The sequence below is a fragment of the Nocardia albiluteola genome (assembly GCF_018860155.1).
Lineage (GTDB): Bacteria > Actinomycetota > Actinomycetes > Mycobacteriales > Mycobacteriaceae > Nocardia > Nocardia albiluteola.
Window position 1 is genome coordinate 421,143 of the sequence record NZ_JAHKNI010000005.1, and the last position, 26,084, is coordinate 447,226.

General features: G+C 69.9%; 24 protein-coding genes. 15 read left to right on the forward strand and 9 right to left on the reverse strand.

Annotation, left to right across the window (positions count from 1 at the left end):
* Window positions 1–38 precede the first annotated feature (38 nt).
* A complete protein-coding gene (locus KO481_RS17820) occupies window positions 39–992 on the forward strand; it encodes a helix-turn-helix domain-containing protein (RefSeq protein ID WP_215918272.1) in 954 nt (317 codons plus the stop codon).
* Entirely contained in the window at window positions 949–1,398 is a 450-nt protein-coding gene (locus KO481_RS17825) for a VOC family protein (protein ID WP_215918273.1), read from the forward strand. Before KO481_RS17820 ends, KO481_RS17825 begins: the two co-directional genes overlap by 44 nt.
* 85 nt (window positions 1,399–1,483) lie before the next feature.
* On the opposite strand, the gene KO481_RS17830 is transcribed toward KO481_RS17825, so the two are convergent.
* Together KO481_RS17830 and KO481_RS17835 are read right to left on the reverse strand one after the other, a co-directional pair.
* Window positions 1,484–2,689 (reverse strand): class I adenylate-forming enzyme family protein, encoded by a 1,206-nt coding sequence (locus tag KO481_RS17830; protein ID WP_215918274.1) that lies wholly within the window; start codon window positions 2,687–2,689, stop codon window positions 1,484–1,486.
* Window positions 2,690–2,786: 97 nt separating this feature from the next.
* Complete coding sequence (locus KO481_RS17835; protein ID WP_215918275.1) at window positions 2,787–3,575, reverse strand: enoyl-CoA hydratase/isomerase family protein; 789 nt, start codon at window positions 3,573–3,575, stop codon at window positions 2,787–2,789.
* A 105-nt stretch (window positions 3,576–3,680) separates the two neighbouring features.
* Here KO481_RS17835 and KO481_RS17840 point away from each other — a divergent pair, with 105 nt between their 5' ends.
* Window positions 3,681–4,715, forward strand: a complete 1,035-nt coding sequence (locus KO481_RS17840) for a glutathione S-transferase family protein (protein ID WP_215918276.1) — start codon at window positions 3,681–3,683, stop codon at window positions 4,713–4,715.
* A 260-nt stretch (window positions 4,716–4,975) separates the two neighbouring features.
* Here the strand turns inward: KO481_RS17840 and KO481_RS17845 are convergent, their stop codons facing one another.
* Entirely contained in the window at window positions 4,976–5,716 is a 741-nt protein-coding gene (locus KO481_RS17845) for a tyrosine-protein phosphatase (protein ID WP_215918277.1), read from the reverse strand.
* A gap of 539 nt (window positions 5,717–6,255) precedes the next feature.
* Here KO481_RS17845 and KO481_RS17850 point away from each other — a divergent pair.
* Together KO481_RS17850 and KO481_RS17855 are read left to right on the forward strand one after the other, a co-directional pair.
* The gene (locus tag KO481_RS17850; protein WP_308166659.1) at window positions 6,256–6,735 is read left to right on the forward strand and encodes a TetR family transcriptional regulator; all 480 of its coding nucleotides are present in this window, start codon (window positions 6,256–6,258) and stop codon (window positions 6,733–6,735) included.
* A gap of 96 nt (window positions 6,736–6,831) precedes the next feature.
* Window positions 6,832–8,001, forward strand: coding sequence for an alanine racemase (locus KO481_RS17855; RefSeq protein WP_215918445.1), 1,170 nt, complete (start codon window positions 6,832–6,834; stop codon window positions 7,999–8,001).
* Between the two features lie 118 nt (window positions 8,002–8,119).
* On the opposite strand, the gene KO481_RS17860 is transcribed toward KO481_RS17855, so the two are convergent.
* Entirely contained in the window at window positions 8,120–11,716 is a 3,597-nt protein-coding gene (locus KO481_RS17860) for a bifunctional RecB family nuclease/DEAD/DEAH box helicase (protein WP_245401056.1), read from the reverse strand.
* 257 nt (window positions 11,717–11,973) lie between these two features.
* On the opposite strand from KO481_RS17860, the gene KO481_RS17865 reads away from it, so the two are divergent.
* The 4 genes from KO481_RS17865 to KO481_RS17880 are packed head-to-tail and all read left to right on the forward strand — an operon-like array spanning window position 11,974 to window position 15,248.
* The gene (locus KO481_RS17865) at window positions 11,974–12,660 is read left to right on the forward strand and encodes an alpha/beta hydrolase (RefSeq protein ID WP_215918278.1); all 687 of its coding nucleotides are present in this window, start codon (window positions 11,974–11,976) and stop codon (window positions 12,658–12,660) included.
* A gap of 19 nt (window positions 12,661–12,679) precedes the next feature.
* Window positions 12,680–13,090: a hypothetical protein gene (locus tag KO481_RS17870; protein WP_308166660.1), complete on the forward strand. Its 411-nt coding sequence runs from the start codon at window positions 12,680–12,682 to the stop codon at window positions 13,088–13,090.
* Window positions 13,083–14,429 (forward strand): WXG100 family type VII secretion target, encoded by a 1,347-nt coding sequence (locus KO481_RS17875; protein WP_215918279.1) that lies wholly within the window; start codon window positions 13,083–13,085, stop codon window positions 14,427–14,429. The genes KO481_RS17870 and KO481_RS17875 overlap by 8 nt, the downstream gene beginning before the upstream one ends.
* Before the next feature lie 60 nt (window positions 14,430–14,489).
* A complete protein-coding gene (locus KO481_RS17880; RefSeq protein ID WP_215918280.1) occupies window positions 14,490–15,248 on the forward strand; it encodes an ESX secretion-associated protein EspG in 759 nt (252 codons plus the stop codon).
* Window positions 15,249–15,427: 179 nt separating this feature from the next.
* Here the strand turns inward: KO481_RS17880 and KO481_RS17885 are convergent, their stop codons facing one another.
* A complete protein-coding gene (locus KO481_RS17885) occupies window positions 15,428–17,230 on the reverse strand; it encodes a DEAD/DEAH box helicase (RefSeq protein WP_215918281.1) in 1,803 nt (600 codons plus the stop codon).
* A gap of 62 nt (window positions 17,231–17,292) precedes the next feature.
* On the opposite strand from KO481_RS17885, the gene KO481_RS17890 reads away from it, so the two are divergent.
* Together KO481_RS17890 and KO481_RS17895 are read left to right on the forward strand one after the other, a co-directional pair.
* Window positions 17,293–18,213 carry a carbon-nitrogen hydrolase family protein gene (locus tag KO481_RS17890; protein WP_215918282.1) on the forward strand — a complete coding sequence of 307 codons (921 nt, stop codon included), beginning with the start codon at window positions 17,293–17,295 and terminating at the stop codon, window positions 18,211–18,213.
* A gap of 7 nt (window positions 18,214–18,220) precedes the next feature.
* Window positions 18,221–18,901 (forward strand): phosphoribosyltransferase, encoded by a 681-nt coding sequence (locus tag KO481_RS17895; RefSeq protein ID WP_215918283.1) that lies wholly within the window; start codon window positions 18,221–18,223, stop codon window positions 18,899–18,901.
* On the opposite strand, the gene KO481_RS17900 is transcribed toward KO481_RS17895, so the two are convergent.
* Window positions 18,837–19,565 carry a hypothetical protein gene (locus tag KO481_RS17900; RefSeq protein ID WP_215918284.1) on the reverse strand — a complete coding sequence of 243 codons (729 nt, stop codon included), beginning with the start codon at window positions 19,563–19,565 and terminating at the stop codon, window positions 18,837–18,839. The two genes, KO481_RS17895 and KO481_RS17900, sit on opposite strands and share 65 nt — an antisense overlap.
* A gap of 238 nt (window positions 19,566–19,803) precedes the next feature.
* On the opposite strand from KO481_RS17900, the gene KO481_RS17905 reads away from it, so the two are divergent.
* Together KO481_RS17905 and KO481_RS17910 are read left to right on the forward strand one after the other, a co-directional pair.
* Window positions 19,804–20,976 carry an acyl-CoA dehydrogenase family protein gene (locus tag KO481_RS17905; protein WP_215918285.1) on the forward strand — a complete coding sequence of 391 codons (1,173 nt, stop codon included), beginning with the start codon at window positions 19,804–19,806 and terminating at the stop codon, window positions 20,974–20,976.
* 64 nt (window positions 20,977–21,040) lie between these two features.
* On the forward strand, window positions 21,041–22,162 hold the full coding sequence (locus KO481_RS17910) for an acyl-CoA dehydrogenase family protein (RefSeq protein ID WP_215918286.1): 1,122 nt from the start codon (window positions 21,041–21,043) through the stop codon (window positions 22,160–22,162).
* Window positions 22,163–22,201: 39 nt separating this feature from the next.
* Here KO481_RS17910 and KO481_RS17915 read toward each other — a convergent pair whose 3' ends face one another.
* On the reverse strand, window positions 22,202–22,627 hold the full coding sequence (locus tag KO481_RS17915; RefSeq protein ID WP_215918287.1) for a hypothetical protein: 426 nt from the start codon (window positions 22,625–22,627) through the stop codon (window positions 22,202–22,204).
* A 366-nt stretch (window positions 22,628–22,993) separates the two neighbouring features.
* Between KO481_RS17915 and KO481_RS17920 the strand changes: the two genes are divergently transcribed.
* Entirely contained in the window at window positions 22,994–23,245 is a 252-nt protein-coding gene (locus KO481_RS17920; RefSeq protein ID WP_215918474.1) for a hypothetical protein, read from the forward strand.
* A gap of 133 nt (window positions 23,246–23,378) precedes the next feature.
* Window positions 23,379–23,822 (forward strand): pyridoxamine 5'-phosphate oxidase family protein, encoded by a 444-nt coding sequence (locus KO481_RS17925; protein ID WP_215918288.1) that lies wholly within the window; start codon window positions 23,379–23,381, stop codon window positions 23,820–23,822.
* An 8-nt stretch (window positions 23,823–23,830) separates the two neighbouring features.
* Here KO481_RS17925 and KO481_RS17930 read toward each other — a convergent pair whose 3' ends face one another.
* Window positions 23,831–24,739, reverse strand: coding sequence for a hydroxymethylglutaryl-CoA lyase (locus KO481_RS17930; RefSeq protein ID WP_215918289.1), 909 nt, complete (start codon window positions 24,737–24,739; stop codon window positions 23,831–23,833).
* Window positions 24,739–25,950 (reverse strand): CaiB/BaiF CoA transferase family protein, encoded by a 1,212-nt coding sequence (locus KO481_RS17935; protein WP_215918290.1) that lies wholly within the window; start codon window positions 25,948–25,950, stop codon window positions 24,739–24,741. Before KO481_RS17935 ends, KO481_RS17930 begins: the two co-directional genes overlap by 1 nt.
* Window positions 25,951–26,084: the final 134 nt, after the last annotated feature.

Genomic DNA, 26,084 nt, shown 5'->3' on the forward strand with positions numbered 1-26,084 from the left:
CCGTCGACGTTGTCGGTACCCGGGGCTACCGTAGGGCCATGGGTGAGCTTGCGAGCGAACCAACCGCATACCGCGTGTCCGGGCGGGACCGTCTGGAGCACGGCGTTTCCAGGGGATGCCGGGGGCTTCCCGATCCGCTGCTGCGGCCCTTCGTGCACTCGTACAGCGGCTATCTGCTGTGTGGATTCGCACCGGGCATCCATGTCGGGATGCCCGCCACCACGCTCACCGTCATCATCACGATCGATGAGCCGATCGCGGTACCGGTGTCCTCACAGCCCGGCCAGCCCGGCGGCACCTGGGACGCCCTGGCCAGCGGCCTCACCATCCACCCGGCGACCATCGCGCACCGCGGCTACCAGCACGGCATCCAGCTGGCCCTGACGCCGCTCGGCTCGCGGGCGCTGTTCGGCGCCCCCACCGCCGAACTGGGGTCCTGGCTGGTCGATCTGGGCGATCTGCTCGGCCCGCGGGTGCGGGACATGCGCGAGCGGCTGGCGGCCACACCGAACTGGCCCGGGAGATTCGCGATACTCGACGAGGTGCTGCTGGGTGCGGTCCGGCAGGCGCAGATCGAGGCCGGGCTGGCCCAGGCGTGGCGCATGCTCACCGCGCCGGGCGCCCGGGTCGCCGAGGTGGCCGATGAGATCGGCTGGAGCAGAAGGCATCTCGCCGCGCGCTTCGGCGCCGAATTCGGCATCACGCCCAAGGATGCGGTGCGCCTGGCCCGTTTCGAGGCCTCGCATCGGCGGCTGCGCGTGGTCGCGACCTCTCCGCGGCCCGGCGCGACGCTCGCCGACGTGGCCGTCGCGAGCGGCTACTACGACCAGGCCCACATGGCCCGCGAGTGGCGCGAGATGGCCGGGATGCCGCCCTCGCGCTGGCTGGCCCTCGAGGAGTTCCCATTCGTCCAAGATCTCGATCCCGAGCTGTTGGAAGGTGGCAGTCATGACAGAGACAACCCAGACCAGCACGTCCGCAACAACTACTGAGACGGCCCGGCAGCCGGGCGGCACGGTGGTATGGCCGGCATTCCGCTATCGCGATGCCGTCGCCGCGATCGACTTCCTCGAGCGCGCCTTCGGTTTCGTACAGCGCGTCCGCTATCCCGAGAGCGGTCCCGTCGTCGATCACGCCGAGCTCGCATTCCCGCGCGGCGGGGGCATCATGCTCGGCTCGGTGCGTGAGGATTCGGTGCTCGCGGGCCTGCCGCCGGGGACGGGCTCGGTCTACATCGTCATCGACGACCCGGACGCACTCTACGAGCGTGCGAAGGCGGCCGGCGCCACCATCACCCGCGAGCTCTGCGATCAGGACTACGGTTCGCGTGAATTCAGCTGCCGCGACCCCGAGGGCGTGCACTGGAGCTTCGGGACGTACGCCGGAGCGCCTGCCTGACCGGCATCGGCGAGAAGTTCGGTGCCCGGTGGGGTCCGCGCCGGGGCCGACGACGGTGTAAGTCCCCGCCGATTCGGTGGCGCCGCTATTCGGCGCGGTGGACCAGCCCGTCCTGGTCGATGTCGACCTGGTTGCCGGTGTGGAACCAGGTTCCGGTGAAACGAGATTCGGTGGTCTGCGGATCGTTCCAGTAGCGGCGCGTGACATTCGGTCCGCGGCAGAGCAATTCGCCGTGACCCGAGCGGGCGCGGGGACCCCACAGCGCCAATTCCGTGCCGCCGAAGGGGAGTCCGAGCAGATCGCGGTGGTGCGGTTCGCCGTTGTCGGCCAGGGCCAGGCCGATCCCGCTGGTCTCGGTCGCGCCCCATACCGACCACTGCCGGGCCAGCGGGAACACCTCGCGCAGCGCGGCGGCCACGACCTCGCAGGTGCTCGGATCGGTAGCGGCCAGTTCGGCGCGATGCCCGGCGCTGCACACCTGCCGCACGCCGTCGGCGCGCAGCCCGGCCAGGTCCGGCAGCAGTCCGGCGAAGATGCGCGGCGTCGCGGAGATGGTGTCGACGCGTTCGGCGACAATGGTTTCCGCGATCAGCGCCGGATCGCCGGCCAGCACCACCGTGCCGCCGACGGCGAAGGTCGGCAGCATCTGATCCACGCTGCCGCTGGCATGGGCCAGCGGCAGCAGCACCAGATTGCGCAGCCCGTCGGTGGGCAGGTCGAGCGCGCCCACCATCGAGCGCACCGCCGAGAGCAGATTCTCGTTGGTCAGCTCGACGCCCCGGGACACCGCGCCGCTGGTGTAGCACAGCAGCGCCATTTCGCTCAGGGACGCGCCGTCGTCGATGAAGGCGGCGCCGTCGGGTAGCTCGTTCGCGGCGTCCAGGACGAAATCCGCGGAGCTGTCGTGCAGCACCTGCGCGGCGAGCGCATCGGGCAGCCCGTCGGGCACCAGCACCGGCACGGCGCCGGACAGCAGCGCACCCAGGAACGCCTGCACCCAGCGCGCACCGACGGGCATGCGTACCGCGACCCGGTCGCCGTAGCCGATGCCGTGGTCCTGCAGCCCGCCCGCGATCCGGGAGGCGCTGTGCCACAGCTGGCGATAGGTCAGTCGCGGCCCGCCGATCTCCACCACGGCCTCGCGGGTGGAGAACGCGTGCACCTGCACGTCCAGGAGTTCGGTGAGCGCCGGATTGAGGTTGCCGTAGCGCAGCACGCCGTCGGCGCCGCGCGCAACGGGGTTGCCGCTCCACGGATTTCGCGTCTGCGGATATTCGACCAGCTGCGACATCAGTCCCTCCGAGTGCCTCGATCCGGGCGGCACCAGTGACTATATGACGCACCTCACAGTCGTGGGCTGATTGTCCGCAAACGTGTCCCCGTGGGACTCAGCGCCCGGAGTAGGTCGCCTTCCCGGGGCCCACCTCCAGGAAGCTGCGTACCGCGCCGCGCAGGTCCTCGGTCGCGAACAGCGCACCCGAGACCACCGGCGTCACCGAATCCGCGTGCGCCACACCGCCGGAGCGCCACGCCTCGATGATCGCCTTCGTCGCCGCGTGCGCGCGGGTCGGGCCGTCGGCCAGCCGGGCGGCCAGGGCGCGGGCGGCGGTGTCGACGTCCTCGTGCACGGCATTGACCACGCCCCACTCGGCCATGGTCGCGGCGTCGTAGAGATCGCCGGTCATCACGAATTCCCGTGCTCGGCCCGATCCGGCGCGTTCGGCCAGGCGCTGCGGCCCGCCCATCGAGGGGGTCAGCCCGACGACCGTCTCGACCAGGCCGAACTTCGCCTTCGGCGCGGCCAGGATGATGTCGCACGCCAGCGCGATCTCGAAGGCCGCGGTGAGGGTCAGGCCGTGTGCGGCGAACACCACCGGGCACGGCAGCGCCTCGATGCCCTGGGCGAGCCTGAACAGCTTGCGCCACAGCTCGGTTCCCTGCTCGACGGACAGCCCGTCGAACTCGTGCACGTCGACCCCGCCGGAGACCAGTTTGCCCTCGGCGCGCAGCAGCAGCGCGCGCGGCGGGGCGGCGGTCAGCTCGTCGATGTCGGCGGCCAGCGATTCCATCAGGGCCATGTCGAACAGGTTCAGCGGCGGATGAGCGATGGTGATGATCGCCAGCTCAGCGCCACCCTCGGTCGCAGTGCATTCCAGGCGTGTGGGTTTGTCCGTCATGGGGCAAATGTATCCGCTACCCGATCAAAATAGATACATGTAGCATGAGATGTCTCAATTGACACGTGCCGGATGTGCGAGTCCTCGATCTGCGAAACTGGGCCGATGAGCGCCGAGCCGAATCAGTCCTCGTATGTCGAGCCGGGGGACTTCAAGCGGGACACCAACTACATCCCCACCCGCATCACCGCCGACGGGCGCGACGGCTATCCGGTCGAGCCGGGCCGCTACCGGCTGGTCGCGGCGCGCGCCTGCCCGTGGGCGAACCGGACGCTGATCGTGCGGCGGCTGCTCGGCCTCGAGGACGTGCTCTCGCTGGGCCTGTGCGGCCCCACCCACGACGTGCGCAGCTGGACCTTCGACTTGGATCCCGGCGGCGTCGACCCGGTGCTGGGCATCCATTTCCTGCGCGATGCCTATCTCGCGCGCTTCCCGGACTATCCGCGCGGCATCACCGTGCCCGCGATCGTGGACGCGCCGAGCGGGCAGGTGGTCACCAACGACTTCGCGCAGATGACGCTCGACTTCTCGACCGAATGGACGAAGTACCACCGTGCCGGCGCGCCGCAGCTGTATCCCGAGGCGCTGCGAGCGGAGATCGACGAGGTGAACCGGCGGGTGTACACCGAGGTCAACAACGGCGTCTACCGCTGCGGATTCGCGGGCGACCAGGAGGCCTACGAGGCCGCGTACGCGCGCCTGTTCACCGCGCTGGACTGGCTCTCGGAGCGGCTGGCGACGCGCCGCTACCTGGTCGGCGACTCCATCACCGAGGCCGATGTGCGGCTGTTCACCAGCCTGGTCCGCTTCGACCCGGTTTATCACGGCCACTTCAAATGCAACCGGAGCAAGCTGTCCGAGATGCCGGTGCTGTGGGCGTACGCGCGCGATCTGTTCCAGACCCCGGGCTTCGGCGACACCATCGATTTCACCCAGATCAAGCGGCACTATTACATCGTCCACGCCGATATCAACCCCACCCGCATCGTGCCCGCGGGCCCGGAGCTGTCGGGCTGGCTCACCCCGCACGGCCGGGAGTCGTTGCCCGGCAACCCATTCGGTGACGGCACCCCGCCGGCTCCGCCCGTCGAGAGCGAGCGGGTGCCGGCCTCAGCGAACCCGGCCTCGGCCCTGTCCTGATCCGTGCGGTCCGGCGCCGGCGACCCGGGACATGCGCATCTTCGCGCTGACCCGATCTGGTTCGGCGCGGTCACTACCGTGTCACTCCGTGCTCTCCGCTATCCCCGGGTGTGCTCGTGCTCGGCAATCTGTGGTCGGTGGGCAGGCCGCGTTCGGTGTACCGGGGCGCAATGGCCTCCCGCACACCGGCGTGCTCGTGGTCGGGGTGACCGGTCCGGGGTGCGGCTGGGTTCGCGAACCTGCCGGAGTGGCCGGAGCATCTATGCCAGCAGCCGCTCCCGCAGGCGCTCGCGCAGTTGCGCGGTGAGGCCGATTGTCGCGAAGTAACCCTCGAGGTCGGTGTGCAGGTCGTGCATCGCCTCGGTCCCGGCGGCGAGGTATTCCTCCCGGACGCCCAGCACCTCGGGCGGCAGGGTCAGGCGGCCGCCGGAGTTGCGGTCGACGTCGGCGGCCAGCGCGTCGATGGCGATATTGCTGCGCAGGAAGTCGTCGAGAATGTCCGATTCGGTGACGCCGATCGCCCGCAGCAGGGTCGCGATCGCCCAGCCGGTGCGGTCCTTGCCCGCGGCGCAGTGCACCAGCACCGCGCCCTCGTCGCGCAGGATCGACTCCGTGATCGCCAGCAGCGCCGCGTGCGCCTCGGGCATGGCCGGGAACGATCGATAGGTGTGCAGCATCTCGGTCAGCCCGTCGCGGGCGGCTTCGTGTGGTGGCTGTTCGCCGATGCGTGAATCGAAGGGGGTCAGCCGTAATCGGACGCCGGCGGGCAGCACATCCGCACCAAGGTGGTCGATCTCGCGGGGGCCGCGCAGATCGTGCACGGTGGCGACCCCCAGCTCGCGCAGCGTGGCGTGGCCCTGCGCGTCGAGCTGGCACAGGTGGGCCGAGCGCAGCAGCACGCCGCTGCGCAGCGTGCGACCCCGTGCAGTGCGTAGCCGGCCGACGTCGCGGTAGTTGAAAGTGCCAGAGATCTGGAAGTGATCGGGCCGCGAGGTGTTCATCAATCAAGGCTAAGGGCGGGCCGGTTGCGCAGGGGTTTCGTTCGTCGATCGAACCGGCAAATGTCGGGCGGCGTGTGGGATCTGCCACAGCGATGCGACGATGCGCATGTGTATCTGTAGAGTTTTTTTCGGATTCGCGACATGGCCTCCTGGTTGTCGGGGAAGATCGCAGGGGTGTCCGTTGGATCGCGGTGGGGTTCCAAGGGGGTAACAAAACATTCTTCCAGTCCGTATACGGCGGTGAAACAGGTCGTGATCCTTGAAAACCCTCTATATTGGTGAAATGTTGAACGGGTCGTCCGTGTCGGAGGGCTCGGTGCGATCACCGAAGATCTGCAGCCCGCTGAGCGACCCGCGCAGCCGAGGTGCGCGAGTTTTATCGCCCAAGGGAGTCGTCGTGAGCGAAGCGAACCATCAACACGGCGCGCCGCGCGCACGGTGCCGACGAGCGCCAGCGAGGAGGTGCGTCGTGAGCGAAGCGAACCGTCAACACGGTGCGCCTCGCGCACGGTGCCGACGAGCGCCAGCGAGGAGGTGCCGTGAGCGCTAGTGGAGAGATGGTCGAGGTCCGTACCGGGCCGGCGATCACTGAGGCTGTGGAGAAGGTATCCGCCGAAATCGACTTTTCCGGCACACGTGCGCTGCGGATCCTGCTGCACACAGGGATCAGCGCGCTGTGGCCGGCCATCAAGGCCGCGCCCGAGCGGCAGGTTCGCACCTACGAGGTGACCGTCGCGGCGCTGCGCCGCCGCTGGGAGGATCGGGTCGGCTGCGGTGAGGAGCCCGCGGTCTCGGGCGCGTTCCGGGATCAGGATGCCGAGATCGGCGCCTTTCTGCGGTTGTGCGCGGATCGTTCGCACACCGAGTGGATCGAGCCGGTCGAGGCGATCGCGGCCTATACCGTCGCGGTCATGCAGGGGACCGTGCTGCGCTGGCTGGCCGATTGCAACGACGAGACGACCCTCGTCGTGCTGGATGATCTGGTGTCGAGCCTGACCACGCGGGCCGTGGACAAATAGTTCAACTATCACAACTTTATGGACCGGCGCGATAGCGCCTCGCCGAGAAACTGGACGTGCGACCAACTTCGTGGTTCAGTGGATATCGTGACGAACATGTCGCCGATCACCGCCCTGCACGCGGCCACCGCCGATCTCGATCCGCCGCTGGCCGCTCTCGATCTGGCCGCGTTGCGGGCCAACGCCGCCGACCTGACGAGGCGGGCCGGGAGCGTCCGGATCAGGGTCGCCAGCAAGTCGGTGCGGTGCCGCTCCGTGCTGGAGGAGGTGCTGGGGTCCGGGCTGACCGCGTCCGGGGGATTCGCCGGCATCATGGGCTACTCCCTGCCCGAGGCGATCTGGCTGGCCCGCCGGGGCGCCCGCGACATCCTGATGGGCTACCCGACCGTGCACCGGGCCGCACTGGCCGAACTCGGCGGCGACGACACCCTCCGCGAAGCCATCACGCTGATGGTCGACGACCCCGCCCAGCTCGATCTGATCAAGACCGCCGTCGGCAGCGACCGGGTGCGCCCGCGGGTGTGCCTGGACGTGGACGCGGCGCTGCGCATCGGCTCGCTGCACCTGGGACCGCGCCGCTCCCCGATCCGCACTCCGGATGAGGCCGCGCGCCTGGCCCGCGCGGCCCTGGACCGCGGCTTCCGGGTCGTGGGCCTGATGACCTACGAGGGACAGATCGCCGGGCTGCCCGACACCAATGCGGCCGTGCGGCTGGTGAAGCGGGCCTCGACGGCCGAGATCCGCAAGCGGCGCGCGCTGGTCGTGGACGCCGTGCGCGCGGTGGCCGGCGAGCTGGAGATCGTCAACAGCGGCGGCAGTGGATCGATCGAGGTCAGCGTCTCCGCGCCCGAGGTCACGGAGGTCACCGCCGGATCCGGGCTGTACGTGCCGACGCTGTTCGACCACTACCGCAGCTTCACCCCGCGCCCGGCGCTGTACTTCGCCCAGTCGGTCGTGCGCCTGCCCGCGCCGGGCTTCGCCACCGTCTTCTCCGGCGGATACATCGCGTCCGGTCCGGCAGGTGCGTCCAGGGTGCCGAAGCCGGTGTGGCCCAAGGGATTGCGCCTCGTCGGCACCGAGGGGGCGGGCGAGGTGCAGACCCCGCTGTCGGGCGCGAATGGCCTGGCGATCGGCGATCGGGTGTGGTTCCGGCACGCCAAGGCCGGCGAGTTGTTCGAGCGCTTCGACAGCGTGCACCTCGTCGACTCGGACGGCACCCGCACCACCGCGCCGACCTACCGCGGCGAGGGCAAGAACTTCGGCTGAGCACAGACCATCATTTCTGCTGCGTCACAAGTCAACTCGTCTTCCGCGTGTGCTTCGGCCGGATCCACCGCGAGGTTCCGGCCGAAAGTGTGCCGGGATGACATGGTGCGGGCGGCCGTCAGGAGTCGGCGAGTTCGAGGAACGCCGCGAGATCCGTGAGCTGCTCGGGGGTTTCGGGCAGATACTCGGTGAGCAGGGCCGAGTGCACGATGATCGCGGCCCACATCGCGCGCGAGACCGCGGTGGTCAGCCAATGCAGCGACAGCAGAGTGTGGATGCCGTGCGGTGCCTCGCCCGGGGAAGAGGTGGTCATCGAGACCAGGACCACCGCCGCCTCCCGGCCCGCGAACCGCTCGGGGGTGCCGACCAGTACGTCCTCGATGCGCGCGCGCGAGAGCAGCGTCCGGATCCGCGCCACCTGCGCGTGATAGGGCGTCACCACCAGGATGTCGTGCGGATGCAGCCGCCTGGTCACCGCGCCCTGATGCCACGGCAGCCCGAGCAGATTGCGCACCCGGCGCACGATTTCGCGCGCCTCCTCGGCTGATTCGGTGCTGTTGCCGTGGTGATGGAGCGGTGCCATCCGTACGCCCGGCGGCACGCCCTCGAGATCCCGTGCGAGAGTGACGGTTTCGCTCGACCGCAACCGGCCGGCATAGCGCAGCCGCGACACCGGCCCGCACAGCTGGGGATGCATCCGCCAGGTGCGGTCGAGGAAGTACCCGAATTCCGGTGGCAGCGTGGGCAATCCGCCCAGCAGGCGGCCCAGCACCGAATCGTGCACCGGCTCGGGATGGGTGCCGTGCCCGGGCAGTGGCGCGGGATCCCCGAACAACAGCAGATTGCGCGCGCTGCCCGCCACCGCGACCGCGTCGGCCAGCGGGAAGTGTCCGGCGTCGGCGATCACCAGCAGGTCCAGCCCGCCCGGCGGCACCCGCGCGGCATCGGCGAAATCGCCCGGGAGCCCGCCGATCACGCAGCCGTTGACGGCGTTGTCCAGGAAACGTGAATAGCGGTCCGGATCGATCGACAGCCATTCCCGGGCAACCGACTGGGCGTCGGATTTGGCCACCAGCTCGGGCAGCACCCCGACCCGGACCAGCGCGTCCAGGACCTGCTCGACCGCCGCATGGCTCTGTGCGACCACCCCGACGCGCCACTTGTACCGGGTGACAAGGCGTTCGGCCACCCGCGCCCCGGTATCGGTCTTGCCCGTCCCCGACGGGCCCTGCACCGCGACATAGGACTCGTCCAGGTCGAGCACGGCCGCGGTGACCGCCGCGGCGTGGTCGCCGAACACCCCGGGCAGCGCGGTCTGCGAGCGCAGTCGCGGCGGGCGGCGCAACAGCAGGTCGAACGCGGCCGTCCGCGGCACCTCGGGCAGGCTGACCAGCAACTGCTGGGCCGCGAATTCCAGTGCGTCCGCGATGTTCTCGTCGTGTCCGGGCGGGCCCGGCGCGATCGCGATCGGGAGGTCGTCGTAGGGTTCGCAGCCCTCGGGCAGCAGCTCCTCGACCCGCACGGCATCGTCGAAGTTGGCATCGAGTGAGCAGCCCAGAATGGTGGCGTGGGCGGTGGCGCGGCGGCCCGGGGCGGTGGTCATGCCCGGCGCCGGGCGATCGTAGACGGTCAGCACCGGGGTGCCGGGCCGCGGCGCGCTGCCGGTGCCCAGGCGCCCGGTCAGCTTGAGGTAGCGGCGCATCGGTAGCTCGCCGGTGCTGTGCCACTTGGTGTCCACGCTGCCCCAGTCTGCGACGAGAACGCCCGGGGCGTCGTCCCATTCGGCGATCGGGTGGTGCAGGCGGTCGGTATGCGCCCAGTGCAGCGGCTGGCGCTCGCGGCGGTGATAGGCCAGGGCCGCGGCCATCAGCGCGGCGGCATGCTGTGCGGCGCTGCGGGATTCGTCGAAGTCGAAGGCGAATTCGCGCAGCGCGGCCTCCACTGCGGGGAGCGGTTCGGCGCTCGGGCGGTCCGGTTCGGCGGTGGGCCGCACGCCGTGCTGCGTGGCGAGCTCGAGCAGCCACCGGCGCAACCGCTGGGTGTACGAACACTCCGATTCCGGTGTGCCGGAGACGATCTCGCTCGCCGGATCGAACAGTTCGGCCAGATCGGTCAGGCGATACGAGCGCTGGCCGATGATCAGCGCCGAGCGCAGGATGGGATAGAGGTCCACCAGCGCGGCGAGCAGATCGTCGATGATCTGCTCGTCCGCGCCGTATCGCGCGCACAGCTGGGCGAGAAGGTGGCGGGCCTGGGTGCGGTAGTGGTAGATGCGCAGGTCCGGATGCTGTTCCTGGCGGTCGAGCAGATACTCCAGCAGGGCCGGTGCCTCGTCGGCGACGCCGAATGCGTGGAAGAGCATGGCCGGGTCCTCGCCGCCCTCACCGGGTTGCGCCGGCGCCACACCCACGCCGACGGCGGTGGCGGGCGAGCCGGAAACGGACAGGAAGACATCTCCCGGGGATGGCAGCGGCAGCGCGCCGAGCGCGACTGGATCGGTGACGGTGTAGACCGCCGCCGCGCCGCGCTCGTACCTGCGCTGCAGTTCGGCCTGGCGGCGCAGCGCGGAAAGGGTGTGCGCGGCAACCCCGGTGACCGCGGAATCGGCGGCGGCGAGCCGATCGACGGTCGTGATGCCCGCATCGCGCAGCTGCGCCCGCACGGCAGGGCGCATGCCCGCCACCAGGAGCAGATCCCGGCCCGCGACCAGCGCCGCGGTGCAGGTCGGGCAGTCGCCGCAGGCCAGATAACGCCGGTCGCCCCACTGCACCGGCAGCAGCTCGTTCTGCTTGTCGGCCAGGATCGTCGTCAGGCGGCGGCGCCGGGCGCGATGCACGGCGGCAGCCGCGGCGAGGTCGTGGGTCGCGGGCGATCCATCGGGTAGGCGCAGCTGTACTCGTGGGTCGACCCGGAAGCCGTTCTCCTGGAGGGCTTGTGCGCAGGCGGCCAGCTCGATCAGGGTGGCGACGGGGGAGTCCTCGGATGCGACGCCGAATATGACATAACGGGGTGCCTCGGCGGCCGAGGCGGAATCGGTGCCGGGCGCCGCAGCGGTGTTGCCGAGCGATGCGACCGCGCCGCCGGGCATCCGGGCCGCGGAGCTGGGCGACGCCGCATAGGCGAGGTGCGCATACGCGCCGGGGGCCTCGGCACGGTCGGTGACGAGCCCCGACGAGGTGGCGATCAGTGAGGTGTGGAGGGCATCTCCATCCAGCACCGTGTCGGTGTCGTCGTCGGTATCCGCATGTGGCTCGCCGGGATCGGAATCCGGGCCGGGGCGGCCGTCGTCCGGGTTGCACAGGTCCGCGCGGACGAGCGCGGCGCACGCGGCGGCGAACTCTCCATCGAAGAACCGCGCCCCCACGATCACCCCGGCTCCCGCATGCAGGGCGGCGAGCGTCCGTTCGTGTCCCTGGCGCAGGGACGCCACTGTCGTATCCGGGTCGCCGTCGGAGGGCCGATCGATGTGGATTACGGCGTCGCGCTGTGTGAGCAGATCTGCCAGGCGCGCGCTCATCGGTGCGGGCAGTGCCTCGGAGAGGGGCGCGGTGACGTGCGGGGACAGGGCAGCGGACAGCGGCGTATGCGTGCCGCCCGCGACGGGGGGCACGAGGCCCAGTTCGGCATCGAGCGCGCGCAGCAGCGCGAACTCGCAGCGCGCCGCCTCCACCAGGTCTCCGGTGCTGCACACGACACGATCACCGAACAGAATCAATCGCGGCCCTCCTGTGTCTCGGGACACCCGCACCCGGCGGGACGCACCGTTGCGTGCCGAGTCGCGCAACAGCGTAATCACTCGGAATGGACGCCAGTGGTGTACGAGGGGCGTGTCGTCACGTGAAGTCAGCGCCGACAAGTCCCAGGTCCCGCATCGAGTTTATGGGAACCCCGCCCCGCGGTTCCGCGAGGTGGGAGCTTCGGGCCGGGCGGGGTGGCGCGGATCGGGCCCGGGACCGGTGAAAGTATTGCGGCATGCCGTTTTTCGAGGGCGCTCGCGGGCGGCTGCACTATCGGCGCTGGCCGGTACACCCGCCCGAGGCGCGAGAACACCCCACGGCACTGGTGCTGTGGTTGCCGGGCACCGGTCAGCACAGCGGCCACTACCACCGGTTCGCCCGTGCCCTGGGCGCGCGGAATATCGAGGTCTGGGGCCTGGACACCGCCGGGCAGGGGCTCAGCGAGGGGGATCCGGCGGCGCCCGGCACCCTCGACGAGCTCGCCGCCGACGCAAGACTGCTCGCCACGCTGATGCGCCGGGACTCGCCGGGAGTTCCCCTGATCCTTGCGGGGCACTCGTTGGGCGCCGCCACAGTTCTGGCGCTCGTATCCGGTGCCGCGGGAACGGCGTCCGGCCCCACCGGCCCCGCACCCGAGTGGGCCGGACTGGTGCTCACCGGCACCCCGAAAAGGGCTCTCAGCGGCGATGTTTCCCTGCCGGACGGGCTGCGCGCACTGGCCCTGCACGGCGTCGACGATCGTCGTGCGCCGATCGATGTCGTGCGCGACTGGACGTTGCGGCGTCAATCGGTAGGGTTGCGTGAGTATGCCGATGCCGGGCACGATTTGCTGCACGAACCGGTGCACGCACGGGTCGCCGCCGACATCGCGGAGTGGATACAGGATGTCGTCGCGGGCACGGCGCGCGCATCGGTGGAGTGAGCTCGAGAAAGGGGGACCGGTGCAATCACAGGAGACCGGGGATGTGCGCAGCGATGTCGCTGCCCTGAGCCATGCGGTGGACGACGGTGAGCTGTGGATGGACGGTGTCTTGGTCACCGACGGCGTCCACGAGCGCTGCGCGCGTCGCTATGAAACCCTCGCCGAACAGGTCGAACAACAGATGAAGGTGCTGCACGCGGGCGTCTCGCTGCCCGGTTTCGGCGGCTTTGAATCGGGCGGTTCGCTGCGGCGCGGCTTCGAGGGCAAGGCCACCGACGCGCTGGAGCGGATGCAGGAATACGCCGACGCCGCCCGCCAGCTCGCGCAGACGCTCCGCGCGGCCGCCGCGGCGTACACCCAGCACGATGCCGATATAGCCGTCGCCCTGGGCAAGACGACCACCGATGTCGTGGGGGCCGGGCATGCATAACATCAGCGGCACCGGCACCAAGGTCGAAACCCCGCACACCGACCCCGATTACGCGCCGACGGTCGAGGTGTTCGACCATCTCGGCTATGACGAGATCTACCGCGGCGTCATGCAGTTGCAGCCCGAGGTGCTGACCGCGGGCAAGCACGCGTGGCAGACCTCAGCCAGTGGGATGGCGCAGGCGGTGCAGGAGGCCAATGCGGAGGTGCGCGCCGCGATGGCCGACGGCTGGCGCGGTAGCGCGGCCCAGCTGGCATCCGAGGCCATGCAGGCCTTCGAGTCGCTGGGGCAGCACCTGTCCGATGTGATGGCCGAGGTCGGCCGGCGGCTCGGGCAGGCCAACGATGCGGCCGAGTCGCTGCGCTCCTCGCTGTCGCAGCCGGTGTCCTCCTCCGTGGATCTCGAGGGTGCGCTGCTGGATCCCAAGCACGCCATCACCACGTCCGAGATGCAGAAGACGGCCGAGAACGTGCGCCTGGATGCGGTGCGGGTGATGAACTCGGTCTACGCCGGAGTGTTCATTCCGACCGGGAACAACGTGCCCGGCTTCCCCGTGGGCGGGATGTACCCGCAGGCGCCGGTTACCGCGCCAGGTTCGACGGTCGTGGCTCCCGGCGGTGGTTCGGCGGATGTGGTCACCCCGGGCCTGATTCCCGCATCGGGTCCGCATACGACTGCGGCGCAACCGGATTCGGTGCACCGCACCGAGCATCCGGCGGCCGCGCAGCAACCGGCCGCCGATCGCACCGCGGCCCCCGCGGCGGTGGATCCGGTGGGCGTCGCCGCACCCGCGGTCCCCTCCGCGCCCGCCGCCGCGACGCACACCTCGGCCGTGCAGGCGGCGCCCGTGGAGCCGAATGCGACTGCGCCACAGGCCGATCGGGCCGCTCCCGTCGCACCGTCCACCCCGGCCGCGGGGGCGATGGTGGCCCCGGGCGCGGTCAAGCCGTCGAGCGCGTCCACCAAGCCACAGAGCGCGTCGACCAAGCCGCAGAGCGCCGACGCCACGTCGCAGAGCTCCGACGGTGATCGCAAGGACAAGAATCAGCAGGGCGATCAGTCCTCCGGCGACACCGCGTCCGGAATGGGTGCGGGCATCGTCGGTGGACTGGCGGGCGGCGCGGTGGCCTTCGGCGGCGACACCGCTCGCCCGGCCAACTCGGTTCCCCGGCCGCCCAAGCAGTCTCCGGACGACGAGGACTACGACGAGGACGAGTACTACCCGGACTTCGACGAGCCGACCTTCCTGGAACCGGCCGAGCCCGGCACGGAACTGGTGGGGCATCTCGAGCCCACCACCCCGCCGGTGGTCGGCGAGTGGGCCGACGATGAGGAGTGAGTCGCGGATCCGATCGGCCCGCGGGCTCGGCGGCTGTGAGCTAGAGGTGGGCCGCCGCAGGTGAAATGGACGCTCACCCCCGATCAATTCGCATTGGCGTGGGAGCGCACCGACGGCGACCGGATCCCCTATCCGCTCGCGGTGCGCCTGTCCGCCCGCGACAGCGGGGAACGCGATGCGCAACTGCCCGAGCTGCGGCAGTGGTGTTCGCGCGCACTCGATGCGGACCTCGAGGCGGCGCTGCGTGTGCTGGCCCGGCCGACCATCCGGGTCGAGGTATTCGGCCGGCAGGGCCCGGGGCAGGACGCGCCGCCGGTGCGGGTCCTGGGTGCGGCGGCCGGGCATGTCACCGTCGTCGCGGCCCAGCGGCCCGGTGACGGCCCCGATCGCGGCGGCGAGCTGCGGTTGTTCGTCGGCGCTGCGAAAGCCCTTGCACCCCGGGTGATTTCGGTGCTGCCGGAGCGGGCCGCGGGCAGTCAGCCGCGCTACAGCGCACCGCTGGGCCGGGTGCGCGAGGACAGCCGCGATCTGGTGACGGTGCCAATCTCCGGTCCGTCCGAACCGGCCCGCATCCGCCGCCTGCTCAAGCAGCCCCGCGACGGCATCGGCCAGATCGTGGTCTCCGCGCGCCGTGCCGACGGCGAACTGCGTCCGCTGGGCGTGCTGTGCTGGATCGACGTCACCGGCGACGGCCGCTACACCGTGCACACCCGCAACGAGGTCGCCGTCGCGCCCGTCACCGCCGAGGCCTTCGCCGCGCAGCTGCGGCCCATGCTCAGCGCCGCCGAACGTATCGTTGCCGACGCCGAGGGCTGGTAGCGCTCGCGCCGTACGGGGCGCGTACGAGATCTCGCACGCGCCCTGCGCTCCCCGATTGTCCTACTTCGCAGCGGCTTTGGCGCTCTGCTGCTGGGATAGCTGAATCGGCGCGGCGAGCAATCGTCCGGAGCCGGACGCCGGACGGTCGCGCCGCCGCCGCCCGGCCCATGGCGACTCTGCTACGAGCGCGGCTTGCGGCGTTCGAAGCGCTTGGGCTCGCCCCGGCGCGGGCCGCGGGCGGTGGAGCGCTGTCCGGGCGGGCCCTGATCGAGCTGGAGCTGGATCAGAATTCCGCTGATTCTGGTGCGGCGCAAGGCTTCCAGGGTCTCCGAGGACAGGTCGGCGGGGAGTTCGACGAGGCTGTGGTCGGGACGGATGCTGATGTGCCCGAAGTCGCTGCGGCGCAGGCCGCCCTCGTTCGCGATGGCACCGACGATCGCACCGGGGGCCACGCGGTGGCGCTTGCCGACGGCGATGCGGTAGGTGGCCATGTTCTCGCCGGTGGCGCGATGCTTGCTCGGACCCTCGGAACGGCGATCGCCGCGATCGCCGCGATCGTCGAACGGGCGGTCGTCGAACTTGCGCGGAGTGCGTTCGCGCCGTGGCGGTTCCGGCTCGGCCTCCATGAAGAAGTTCTCGCCGTCGTTGGAACCGATCGCGAGGGCCGCGGCGATGTCGACCAGCGGGATATTGTGCTCGGCCTCGTAGTCCTCGATGAGCTTGCGGAACAGTGCCACGTTCGCCCCGGACAGGTTCTCGGTGATGGCGTCGTGGAACTTCACTACGCGCTGCGCGTTCACGTCGTCGACGCTGGGCAGCTGCATCTCGGTCAGCGGCTGGCGGGTGGCGCGCTCGATCGCATCGAGCAGGCGGCGCTCGCGCGGGGCGACGAACAGCAGCGCCTCGCCGGTGCGCCCGGCCCGGCCGGTGCGGCCGATGCGGTGCACGTAGGACTCGGTGTCGTGCGGGATGTCGTAGTTGAGCACGTGCGAGATGCGGTCCACGTCCAGGCCGCGCGCGGCCACATCGGTGGCCACGAGGATGTCCACCGAGCCGGACTTGAGCTGCCCGATGGTCCGCTCGCGCTGGTTCTGGGCGATGTCACCATTGATCGCGGCCGCGGAATACCCTCGCGCGCGCAGCTTCTCGGCCAGCTCCTCGGTGGCCTGCTTGGTGCGCACGAAGATGATCATCGCCTCGAAGGATTCGACCTCGAGGATCCGGGTGAGCGCGTCCAGCTTGCGCTGATAGGACACGTGCACCCAGCGCTGGGTGATGTTGGGTGCCGTGGAGGTCTTGGCCTTGACCGTGATCTCGACCGGATCGTGCAGGTACTGCTTGGAGATCTTGCGGATCGCGGTCGGCATCGTCGCGGAGAACAGCGCGACCTGCTTGTCGGCGGGCGTGTCGCGCAGGATGCGCTCGACGTCCTCCTGGAAGCCCATCTTCAGCATCTCGTCGGCCTCGTCGAGCACCAGGTACTGCAGCTGCGACAGGTCCAGGGTGCCGCGCTCCAGATGGTCGATGACCCGGCCCGGGGTGCCCACGACGACCTGTGCGCCGCGCCGCAGCCCGGACAGCTGCACCGCGTAGTTCTGACCGCCGTAGATCGGTAGTACGTGCAGGCCCGGCAGGTGCGAGGAATACCGGCCGAACGCCTCGGCCACCTGGATCGCCAGTTCGCGGGTGGGGGCCAGCACCAGCGCGCGCGGCGCCTTGGACCGGCCCTCGGTGGCCGCGAGCCCCATCAGGATCGGGATGGCGAACGCGGCGGTCTTACCGGTGCCGGTCTGGGCCAGGCCCACCACGTCGGCGCCCGCGATCAGCGGGGGGATCGTCGCCGCCTGGATCGGGGACGGCGACTCGTAACCGACGTCGGCGATGGCCGCCAGGATGCGGTCATCGATGCCGAGATCGGCGAAGGACGGGTCGGCGGCGTCCCTCTCGTCGGGCTGGGAGCTGTCGACCTCTGAGGTATTCATTGACCAGCAGTTTACTGCGTGGCGGTGGCAACCCCGACCATCGGCCCAATACGGTGAGACGTATGCAACCGCAGCAGCCGCCCCAGGCCTCCGCTACCGCCCCCGCGGGCGTTCCGACCAGCGGGTCTGTTATCGCGCCCGCGACTGCCGCGACACGCAGGACGCTCGATGTCGCGGTTGTGCAGTTCGATCCCTACACGGACAAGGACGCGAACCTGGCGTTGCTGCGCGCGCAGGTGCGCGAGGCGGCCGAGCACGGCGCGCGGGTGGTGATCGCGCCCGAGTATTCGATGTTCGCGGTGAAGCGGCTCGACGAGCGGGTCGTCGCGGCGGCCGAGCCGCTCACCGGGCCGTACGTCACCGGGTTGCGCGGGCTGGCGGCGGAGTTCGGGGTGCATGTGGTGGCGGGCGTGGTGGAGGCGCCCGGCGCGATCGAGCGGGCCGACGGCGAGTCCGGGAAGGTATACAACACTCTCGTCGCCGCCGCGCCCGATGCCGAGTTCGCGGCCGTCTACCGCAAGGTGCACCTCTACGACGCCTTCGGCTTCCTCGAATCCGATACCGTGCTGCCGGGTCCCATCGCCGAACCGGCGACGTTCACCGCCGATGGCGTCGTTTTCGGCCTGCAGACCTGCTTCGACCTCCGCTTCCCCGAGGGGTGCCGCCGGGTCGCCGCGGCCGGGGCGCAGGTGCTCGCCCTTCCTGCGCAATGGATTCCGGGCCCGGGCAAGGTCGACCAGTGGACGACGCTACTGCGGGCGCGCGCCATCGAGAACACCGTCTACGTCGCCGCCGCCGATCATGCCGCGCCCCGCGGTGCGGGGGCCTCGATGATCGTCGATCCGGCGGGCCTGGTGCTGGCCGAACTCGGCGAGGCGCCCGGAATCGCCACCGCACGCGTCGATCTCGAGCACCTCGACGCGATTCGTGCCGCCAATCCGAGCCTTACCCTGCGGAGATTCACCGTTACGCCACTAGACTGAAGGCACCATGATCTATCCCGATCGGTTGGCCGCCGGTCGCTCGCTGGGTGGGTCGCTGCTGCACCTGCGAGCGTCGGACCCGCTGGTGCTGGGGCTGCCCCGGGGCGGGGTTCCGATCGCGGTCGGCGTGCACGCGGTGATCGGCGGTGAGGTCGACATTCTGCTCGTGCGCAAGCTCGGCGTGCCGTGGCAGCCGGAGCTGGCGATGGGCGCGATCGGCGAGGGCGGGGCGCGCGTGGTCAACGACGACGTCATCCGGCACAGCGGCGTGACATCCGATCAGATATCCGCCATCGAGGCCCTCGAGCGCGTGGAACTCGAACGGCGGCAACGCATTCTGCGTGATCGTCCGCCGATTCCCCTGAAGGACCGCTGCGTGGTGATCGTGGACGACGGGATGGCAACGGGCGCAACGGTCGCCGTGGCCTGCGAGGTGGCGAACCTGCACGAGCCCCGCAGCCTCACCGTCGCGGTTCCGGTCTCGTCCATCGAGGCCCTGCGCCGCATCCATCCCCTGGCCGACGAGACCATCTGCCCCCTGGTGCCCCGGATCCTCGGTGGGGTGGGCGGCGCCTACGACGACTTCCACCAGCTCACCGACGACGAGGTCCTGGCTCTGCTCGCTAGGGCACCGGGATCTGGACCTGGGGCTCGGTCGGACCCTTCTGATCCGGCAGCGGGGCGTTGAAAGTCGGGTTGGGCGCGTTGTAGACCGTGATGGCCCCGACGGTCGGTGCCATCACGCAGGTGCCGCCCGGGTAGTTGATGGTGCCCCACATCACCGAGATCACGGTGCCCGGGCCCGTGGCGACCGTCTTGGACAAGCTCGGCAGCTTGTACTCGGTCATGTCGTTGAGCGGGGTGATGCCGCTGCGGCCGTTGCCGGTGTTGAGCCAGGCGACGTTCAGGCCCGACCCGATCGGGTAGCCCGCGGCGGAGGGGGTGGCCTGATAGCGCACGGTGCCGTAGCCGCCGTTGAGGCCGTTGCTGACCCCGTTGCTGCCCGCCTCGCCCGAGGCGATGGTCAGGCTGACCGGGTTCCCGGGGCATCCGAAGGTGGGCGCGGCGAAGAAGAACGGCTGGAACGCGCCCGCGATGTGATCCAGCTTGCTGGCGGTAAGCAGGCGCGAGGTCTCGGCCAGCTTGGTCACCGCGGCCTTGGCGGCCGCATTGGTTCCCGCGGCGGCGTCGAGGTGGTCGATCGCCGTGTCCACGGTGCTGTGGGCCGGGGCTGCCGGGCTGTGGGTCGGGGTGGGGGCCGGGGCGGCCGTACCGGTGCCCACGGCCGTCGCGGTTCCGAGGCCGATGCAGGCCGCTACCGCGGCCAGACGCGCGAGGGTCCTGCCGTTCACTCGTCGTACTCCTTAGTCGTGAACTCGTCGCGGCCGCCGTCTACACCCAGCCGGCCCGGGCGGTCGCGACCTACTTCCGGAGCAACCTACCAGCTCGCGCCCGGTCGGGTGCGGCGGACTACAGGCCGCCGGTCCGGTTCGCCGATGTGACGCAGCCGACAGTTCCGCGCTACCGGGGAGTAAGTTCTACTACGAACAGCACTTTACTCCGCCACACCCGACACGGTGGGAGATGCCCATGAAACTTGCCCTGTCACCCGATGCGGTGGCCTTCCGCGACGAACTGCGCGAGTTGTATCGGACCGTGATTCCCGAGTCCATCCGGGACAAGGTGAAGTACGGCAGCGAGCTCTCGCGCGAGGACATCCGCACCGCGCACCGGACCCTCAACGAGCACGGCCTCGCGGTTCCGAACTGGCCGGTCGAGTGGGGCGGTAAGAAGTGGACCCCGCTGCAGCGCCACATCTGGGAGGACGAGCTGCAGCTGGCGTGCGTGCCCGAGCCACTGACGTTCAACGCCAACATGATCGGCCCGGTGATCGCGCAATTCGGCTCGCAGGAGCTCAAGGAGCGCTTCCTGCCGCCCACCGCGTCCCTGGACATCTGGTGGTGCCAGGGGTTCTCCGAGCCCGAGGCCGGCTCGGACCTGGCCTCGCTGCGCACCACCGCGGTGCGCGACGGCGACTCGTACATCGTCAACGGCCAGAAGACCTGGACCACCCTGGCCCAGTACGCCGACTGGATCTTCTGCCTGGCGCGCACCGATCCGAACGCGCCCAAGAAGCAGGCGGGCATCTCGCTGCTGCTGTTCGATGTGAAGACCCCGGGGGTGACGATCCGCCCGATCAAGCTGATCGACGGCCATCACGAGGTCAACGAGGTCTTCCTCGAGAACGTCCGGGTGCCCGCGGATCAACTGGTCGGCGAGGAGAACATGGGCTGGACCTACGCGAAGTTCCTGCTCGGCAACGAGCGCACGGGAATCACCGGTGTGGGCCGCACCAAGGTCAAGCTCGCGGTGGCGAAGGAGTATGCGGCACAAACGGTATCGGGTACGAGCACGCTGTTGAGCGATCCGGTGTTCGCCGCTCGGCTGGCCGAGCTGGAGAACGAGCTGCTGGCCCTGGAACTGACGCTGCTGCGGGTGGTGGCCAATTCCAGTGAGGGCAAACCGAATCCGGTCTCCTCGGTGCTCAAGCTGCGCGGTTCGGAGCTGCAGCAGGCCGCCACCGAACTGCTGCTGGACATCGCGGGCCCGGATGCGCTGCCGGTCGGCGCCCCATCGATCGCCTCGCCGGACTGGGCCCAGCGCAGCGGCCCCGGCTACCTGAACTACCGCAAGACCACCATCTACGGAGGATCGAGCGAGGTGCAGCGCACCATCATCGCCTCCACGATCCTCGGGCTGTAACTTACCCACCCCGGTCGGCTCCGCAAGCTCCGCCGACCTACCATCCCCGTGAGAGGGCGCCGCCATGGATTTCGAACTCACCGATGAACAGGGCATGCTGCGCGACACCATCCGCGAGCTGCTGGCGCGCAATTACGATCCGGAATCGCGCCTGAAGACGCTGGACACCGAGCTGGGCTGGAGCCGCGAGGTGTGGGCGCAGCTCGCCGAATTGGGCGTGCTGGGACTGAGTTTCGCCGAGGAGGACGGCGGGGTCGGCGCCGGGCCCGTGGAAACCATGGTCGTCATGGAGGAATTCGGCCGCCGGCTCGCGCCGGAACCGCTGCTGGATGCGGTGTTGCTGCCGGGTGGGGTGATCGCCCGCGCGGGCACCGCCGCGCAGCGCCGGCGAGTGCTGCCGGAGGTGGCGGCCGGGGACAAGTTGCTGGCCTTCGCTCACGACGAACCCGGAAGCAGGTGGCCAGCAGTGGAATTGACGACCACCGCGGTCGCCGACGGCGACGGATACCGGATCACCGGGCTGAAAAATCCGGTGCCGCACGGCGATTGCGCCGACCTGCTGGTCGTCAGCGCCGCGCTGCCGGACGGCGCGGCGGGGCTGTTCCTGGTCACCCCCGATGCCGTGACACACACTTCCTATCGCACTTTCGACGGCCTGCGTGGTGCCCAGCTCGAATTCGACGGCGCCCCTGCCGAACTGCTCGGCGAGCCCGGCGACGCGTCGGGCGCGATCGTCGACGGGATCACCGCCGCGCAGGCGAGCCTGTGCGCGGAATCGGTCGGCGCGATGGCGGAGGCGCTCCGCTTGACCACCGAATATCTCAAGACCCGCAAGCAATTCGGGGTCACGCTGTCCAAGTTCCAGGCCCTCACCCAGCGCGCGGCGACGATGTACGTCTCGCTGGAGCTCGCGCGCAGCATGAGCATGTACGCCACCGCCTCGCTCGCCGACGGGGATCCCGATCCGGTCGTCGCCTCGCGCGCCCGCCTGCAGGTGAGCCGCTCGGGCCGGCACATCAGCCAGGAGGCCATCCAGATGCACGGCGGGATCGGCATTACCGCCGAATATCCCGTCAGCCACTACGCCGCCCGGTTGACCGCGATCGAGCGCACCTTCGGCGCCGCGTTCGAACATCTGCGGGTGCTCACCGACCGGGTGGGGGAGTACGGGCTCGTCGAGCTGTAATCACCCGGGCCGACCTCCGCCGGCGGGCGCCGGGGGAGGTCAGGGCGGCCCGGACGGGGTGGTCGTGGAGTCGAACGGGTCGTCGGTGCTGATCGAGGGCGGCGGGATGTAGGCCGGGGCCGCGTAGCCGGGCCCGTCGCCCGGGGACTGGGCATAGCCCGGAGTGGTGGGCGTGAGCGGCACGGTGGTCGGCGTCCGCCGCGGCGGGGTGTTGACCGCGACCCGCCAGGACGGCGAGGGCGGGATGTACACCTCGTAGGTGGTCGACGTCGGGGCTCGGGTGCCGGCCGCGGATGGCAGATTCGCGGACAGCGGTGGCGGCGCGACGTAGGTGTCGTGGGGGCGCAGGCCGCACGCGCCGATCACGACGAGTCCGAGAGATATTGCGCCGGCGGCGATTGCGGGCCCGGCGACCTTGGGACCCAGGCGTCGTGGAGTGGTCTCGGCAACTAGATTGTCGCGCATGCCGCTGCCTCCGGGCCTGGCCTCATCGGGCGGTGTGGGGTCTCATCGGCGTGTTCCCCCACGTCCGCCGTCCTGCCATGCATCGGTGTACAGCTCCTCAATAAAGTGTTCGCCCCACACTAACCGAGCGCCCGGGGGTCGGGCCAGACGAGTTGCGGCGTCGGCAAAATACCGATCGCGTATGTCAAAGGTCTGTGACTCACATATCGAAACGGTCACTTCGGCGTGTCATGCGCGTGTCGTGTGGAGATTTGACAACGGAGACGTAGCGTGTTTGCAAAGTTACACGCACGACGCCGGAAATGTACCGAGGGACACCGCGAATTTTGTGCCCCGAAGTGCCGCGGCGTCACCGAGGAGTTGGTGATGGGAGCTTACTCGACGTCCCCGCTGCGTGCGGCGTCGCAGAACGATTCGGCCCCAACCGAATCCGCGCGCTCCGCCTGGGCGATCATCGCCCGCTTGATGGCCTGGCTGATCTTCGCCGGCGGTCTGGCGGGAGCGGTGATGGGCATTGTCGATCTACGGGTGCTGGTGACCGTCGCCGGTCTGATGCTGGCCTGCACCGCAGGGCTGGTCCTGCTGAAACTGCGCGCGGATTCCCACGGTTCCGCCTGAACGCGGAGGCCCTCCGGATCCGCACAGTCATCGAGTGTGATTCGGCGGCGGCGCGATTCAGTGCCGTCGGCGGACCGGTCCGGCTTCGGGAGAACCGACCATCATTTCATGGTGCCTTGGCAGATAATGGGTTATGGCGGAACACGGCCACCGGGAGTTGCGGGAGCTGACGAACGCGGATTCGCTGCGACTTCTCGGGACCGTGCGGTTCGGCCGAATCGCCTTCGCGCGCTATGCATTGCCCACCATTCGTCCGGTGAACCACGTTGTGGACGGCGAGGACGTGATCGTGCACGCCAACCTCGGCATCGTGCCCCTGCACGTGGACCGGCAGGTCGTCTCCTATGAGGTCGACACGATCGACCACGAGACCCAGCTCGGCTGGTGTGTGATACTCACCGGCACCACCGCGGCCGTCACGGACCCGGCGGACATCGCGTACTACGAGCGCCTCATCGACCCGTGGCTGCCCGGCGCGCCCCATCGCATCATCCGGATCCAGCCCGACATCGTCACCGGCATCGAGCTGGTCGGGCACGCCGAGATCCCCGATGTGGGACCGATCGCCACGCCGTAACTCGTCGGCTATGGCTGGCGCACAACCCATTCGAAGGCATCGGCCTTGGAGACGGCGCCCTCGGCGGTGCGGGAGCGATTGGGTTCGCCGAGGTCAGCGAGGAGCTCGCGGGACATGTCCACCAGCGTTGCCAGGGTGCCGGGGGTGAACCACTCCGGGCGGGTGGCGAACAGCAGGTCCTCGCTGGAGGTGTTGCCGCTGGCGCCGGGGGCGAAGGGGCAGCCGCCCAGGCCGCCGAGGGAGCCATCGACCATGGTGGCGCCGGCGGCGAGGGCGGCCAGCGAATTGGCCACGCCCATGCCCCAGGTGTCGTGCCCGTGGAAGACGATGCGGCGGTGCGGTGTTCGCGACCGGACCGCGGCGACCAGGTCGGTGACCTGGGCGGGATGGGCCTGGCCCAGGGTGTCGGCGAGCACGATGTCGGTGGCGCCGGTGGCGCGGGGGTCGTTCGCGATCGCCAGCACCCGCTCCGGATCGATCGCGCCCTCGAACGGGCACGTGAAAGTCGTTGCCATGCAGAGCTGAATGGACCCGCCCGCGGCCTGGGCCAGCCGGATCGCCTCGGGCATCGCGGCCAGGCTGTCCTCGGTGGTACGCCCGATGTTGGCCTTGTTGTGGGAGTCGGAGACCGAGAAGCAGTACTGGAAGTTGCGCACGCCCGCGGACGCTGCCCGCTCGACGTGCCGCGGCGTGGCCACCCACACCCAGCAGCGTTGCAGCTCTTCGGGATCCAGTGCGGCGATCAGATCCATGGTGTTGGCCATCGGCGGAACCAGATCGGGGCGCGCCATCGAGCCGATCTCCAGGGCGGGCACGCCCAGGCCCAGCAGGGTGCGCACGATCTCGACCTTGCGCTCGGTCGGCAGTACCTTGCCGGTCAGTTGCAGGCCGTCTCGCAGCGTCACATCGCGCAGCATCAGTTCGCCTCCAGTGCATCGATATCCGCGTCCGACATGCCCAGCAGCCCGGAGAGCACCTCGCGGGTGTGCGCGCCCAGGTCGGGGCCAACGCTGTGAATAGGCAGGGACTGCTCGCCGATCACCGGCACGATGCCGGGAAAGCCGACCGACTTCGGTTCCGGCTCACCGACATCGACCGGGAAATGCTGAATCATGTTGCGCGCCCGGTATTGCGCGTCCTCGGCGATATCGGCGGCGGTATAGATGGCGCCGCTCGGGATCGCGGCACCCTCCAGGATTTTCAGCGCCTCGTCCCGGGTGTGCCGACGCGTCCACTCGGCGATCGCGGCGTCCAGCCGCTCCCGGTGGCGCCAGCGCCCGGCGTTGTCGGCCAGCTCCGGGTCCGCGGCTAGATCGGGGCGCTCGATCACCTGCATGTAACGCTGGAAGATGCTGTCGGCATTGCCGCCGATGATGATGCTCAGGCCGTCCGAACAGGGGTAGGCGTTGCTCGGAGCGATGCCCTCCATCCGGCCGCCGGTCCGCTCGCGGGTGATGCCGTAGGCGTAGTAGTCGGGCACCAGCGATTCCATCACCGACAGGATGGACTCGTTCAGCGCCACATCGATCACCCGCTGCGGCAGTGGAATTCGCTCGCCGGATCGTTCCCGCTGGAACAGCGCCATCACCGTGCCGAAGGCCGCGTAGATCCCGGCGATGGAATCGCCGATCGACACCCCGGTGCGCACCGGTGGCCGATCCGGGTCGCCGATCAGCTCCCGCAGGCCGCCCACCGCCTCGGCGACGGCCGCGAATCCGGGCCGCTGCGACAGCGGCCCGGTCTGCCCGTAGGCGGAGATGCGGGTGATCACCAGATCCGGATTCGCCGCGCTCAGCGCGTCCGGCCCCAGGCCCCACTTCTCCAGCATGCCCGGCCGGAAGTTCTCCAGCAGCACATCGCAGTGCGCGACCAGATCCAGCACGATCGACCGCCCGGCGTCCGAGCGCAGATCCAGCGTGATCGACTTCTTGTTCCGGTTGACCGTGCGGTACAGCATCGACGTGTCGCCGCCGTACAACCGCCAATTGCGCAGTTCGTCCCCGGTTTTCGGGCGTTCCACCTTGATTACCTCGGCGCCGAAGTCCCCGAGGATCCGGCCCGCGGTGGGCGCCGCGATGTAATTGCCCAGTTCCAGTACCCGAACCCCGTCCAGCGGCCGACTCTCCATGCGTCGATTGAACCAGCCGGGAGAGGTCGCCGACAGCCGCCCTCGGTCGGCAGGAACGCGGGGCACGCGATGACGTGCGTTGGGCGGATGCTCGGCCTGGCGTCGATCACCTGTGGCCACGCTTCCTTCGTGCC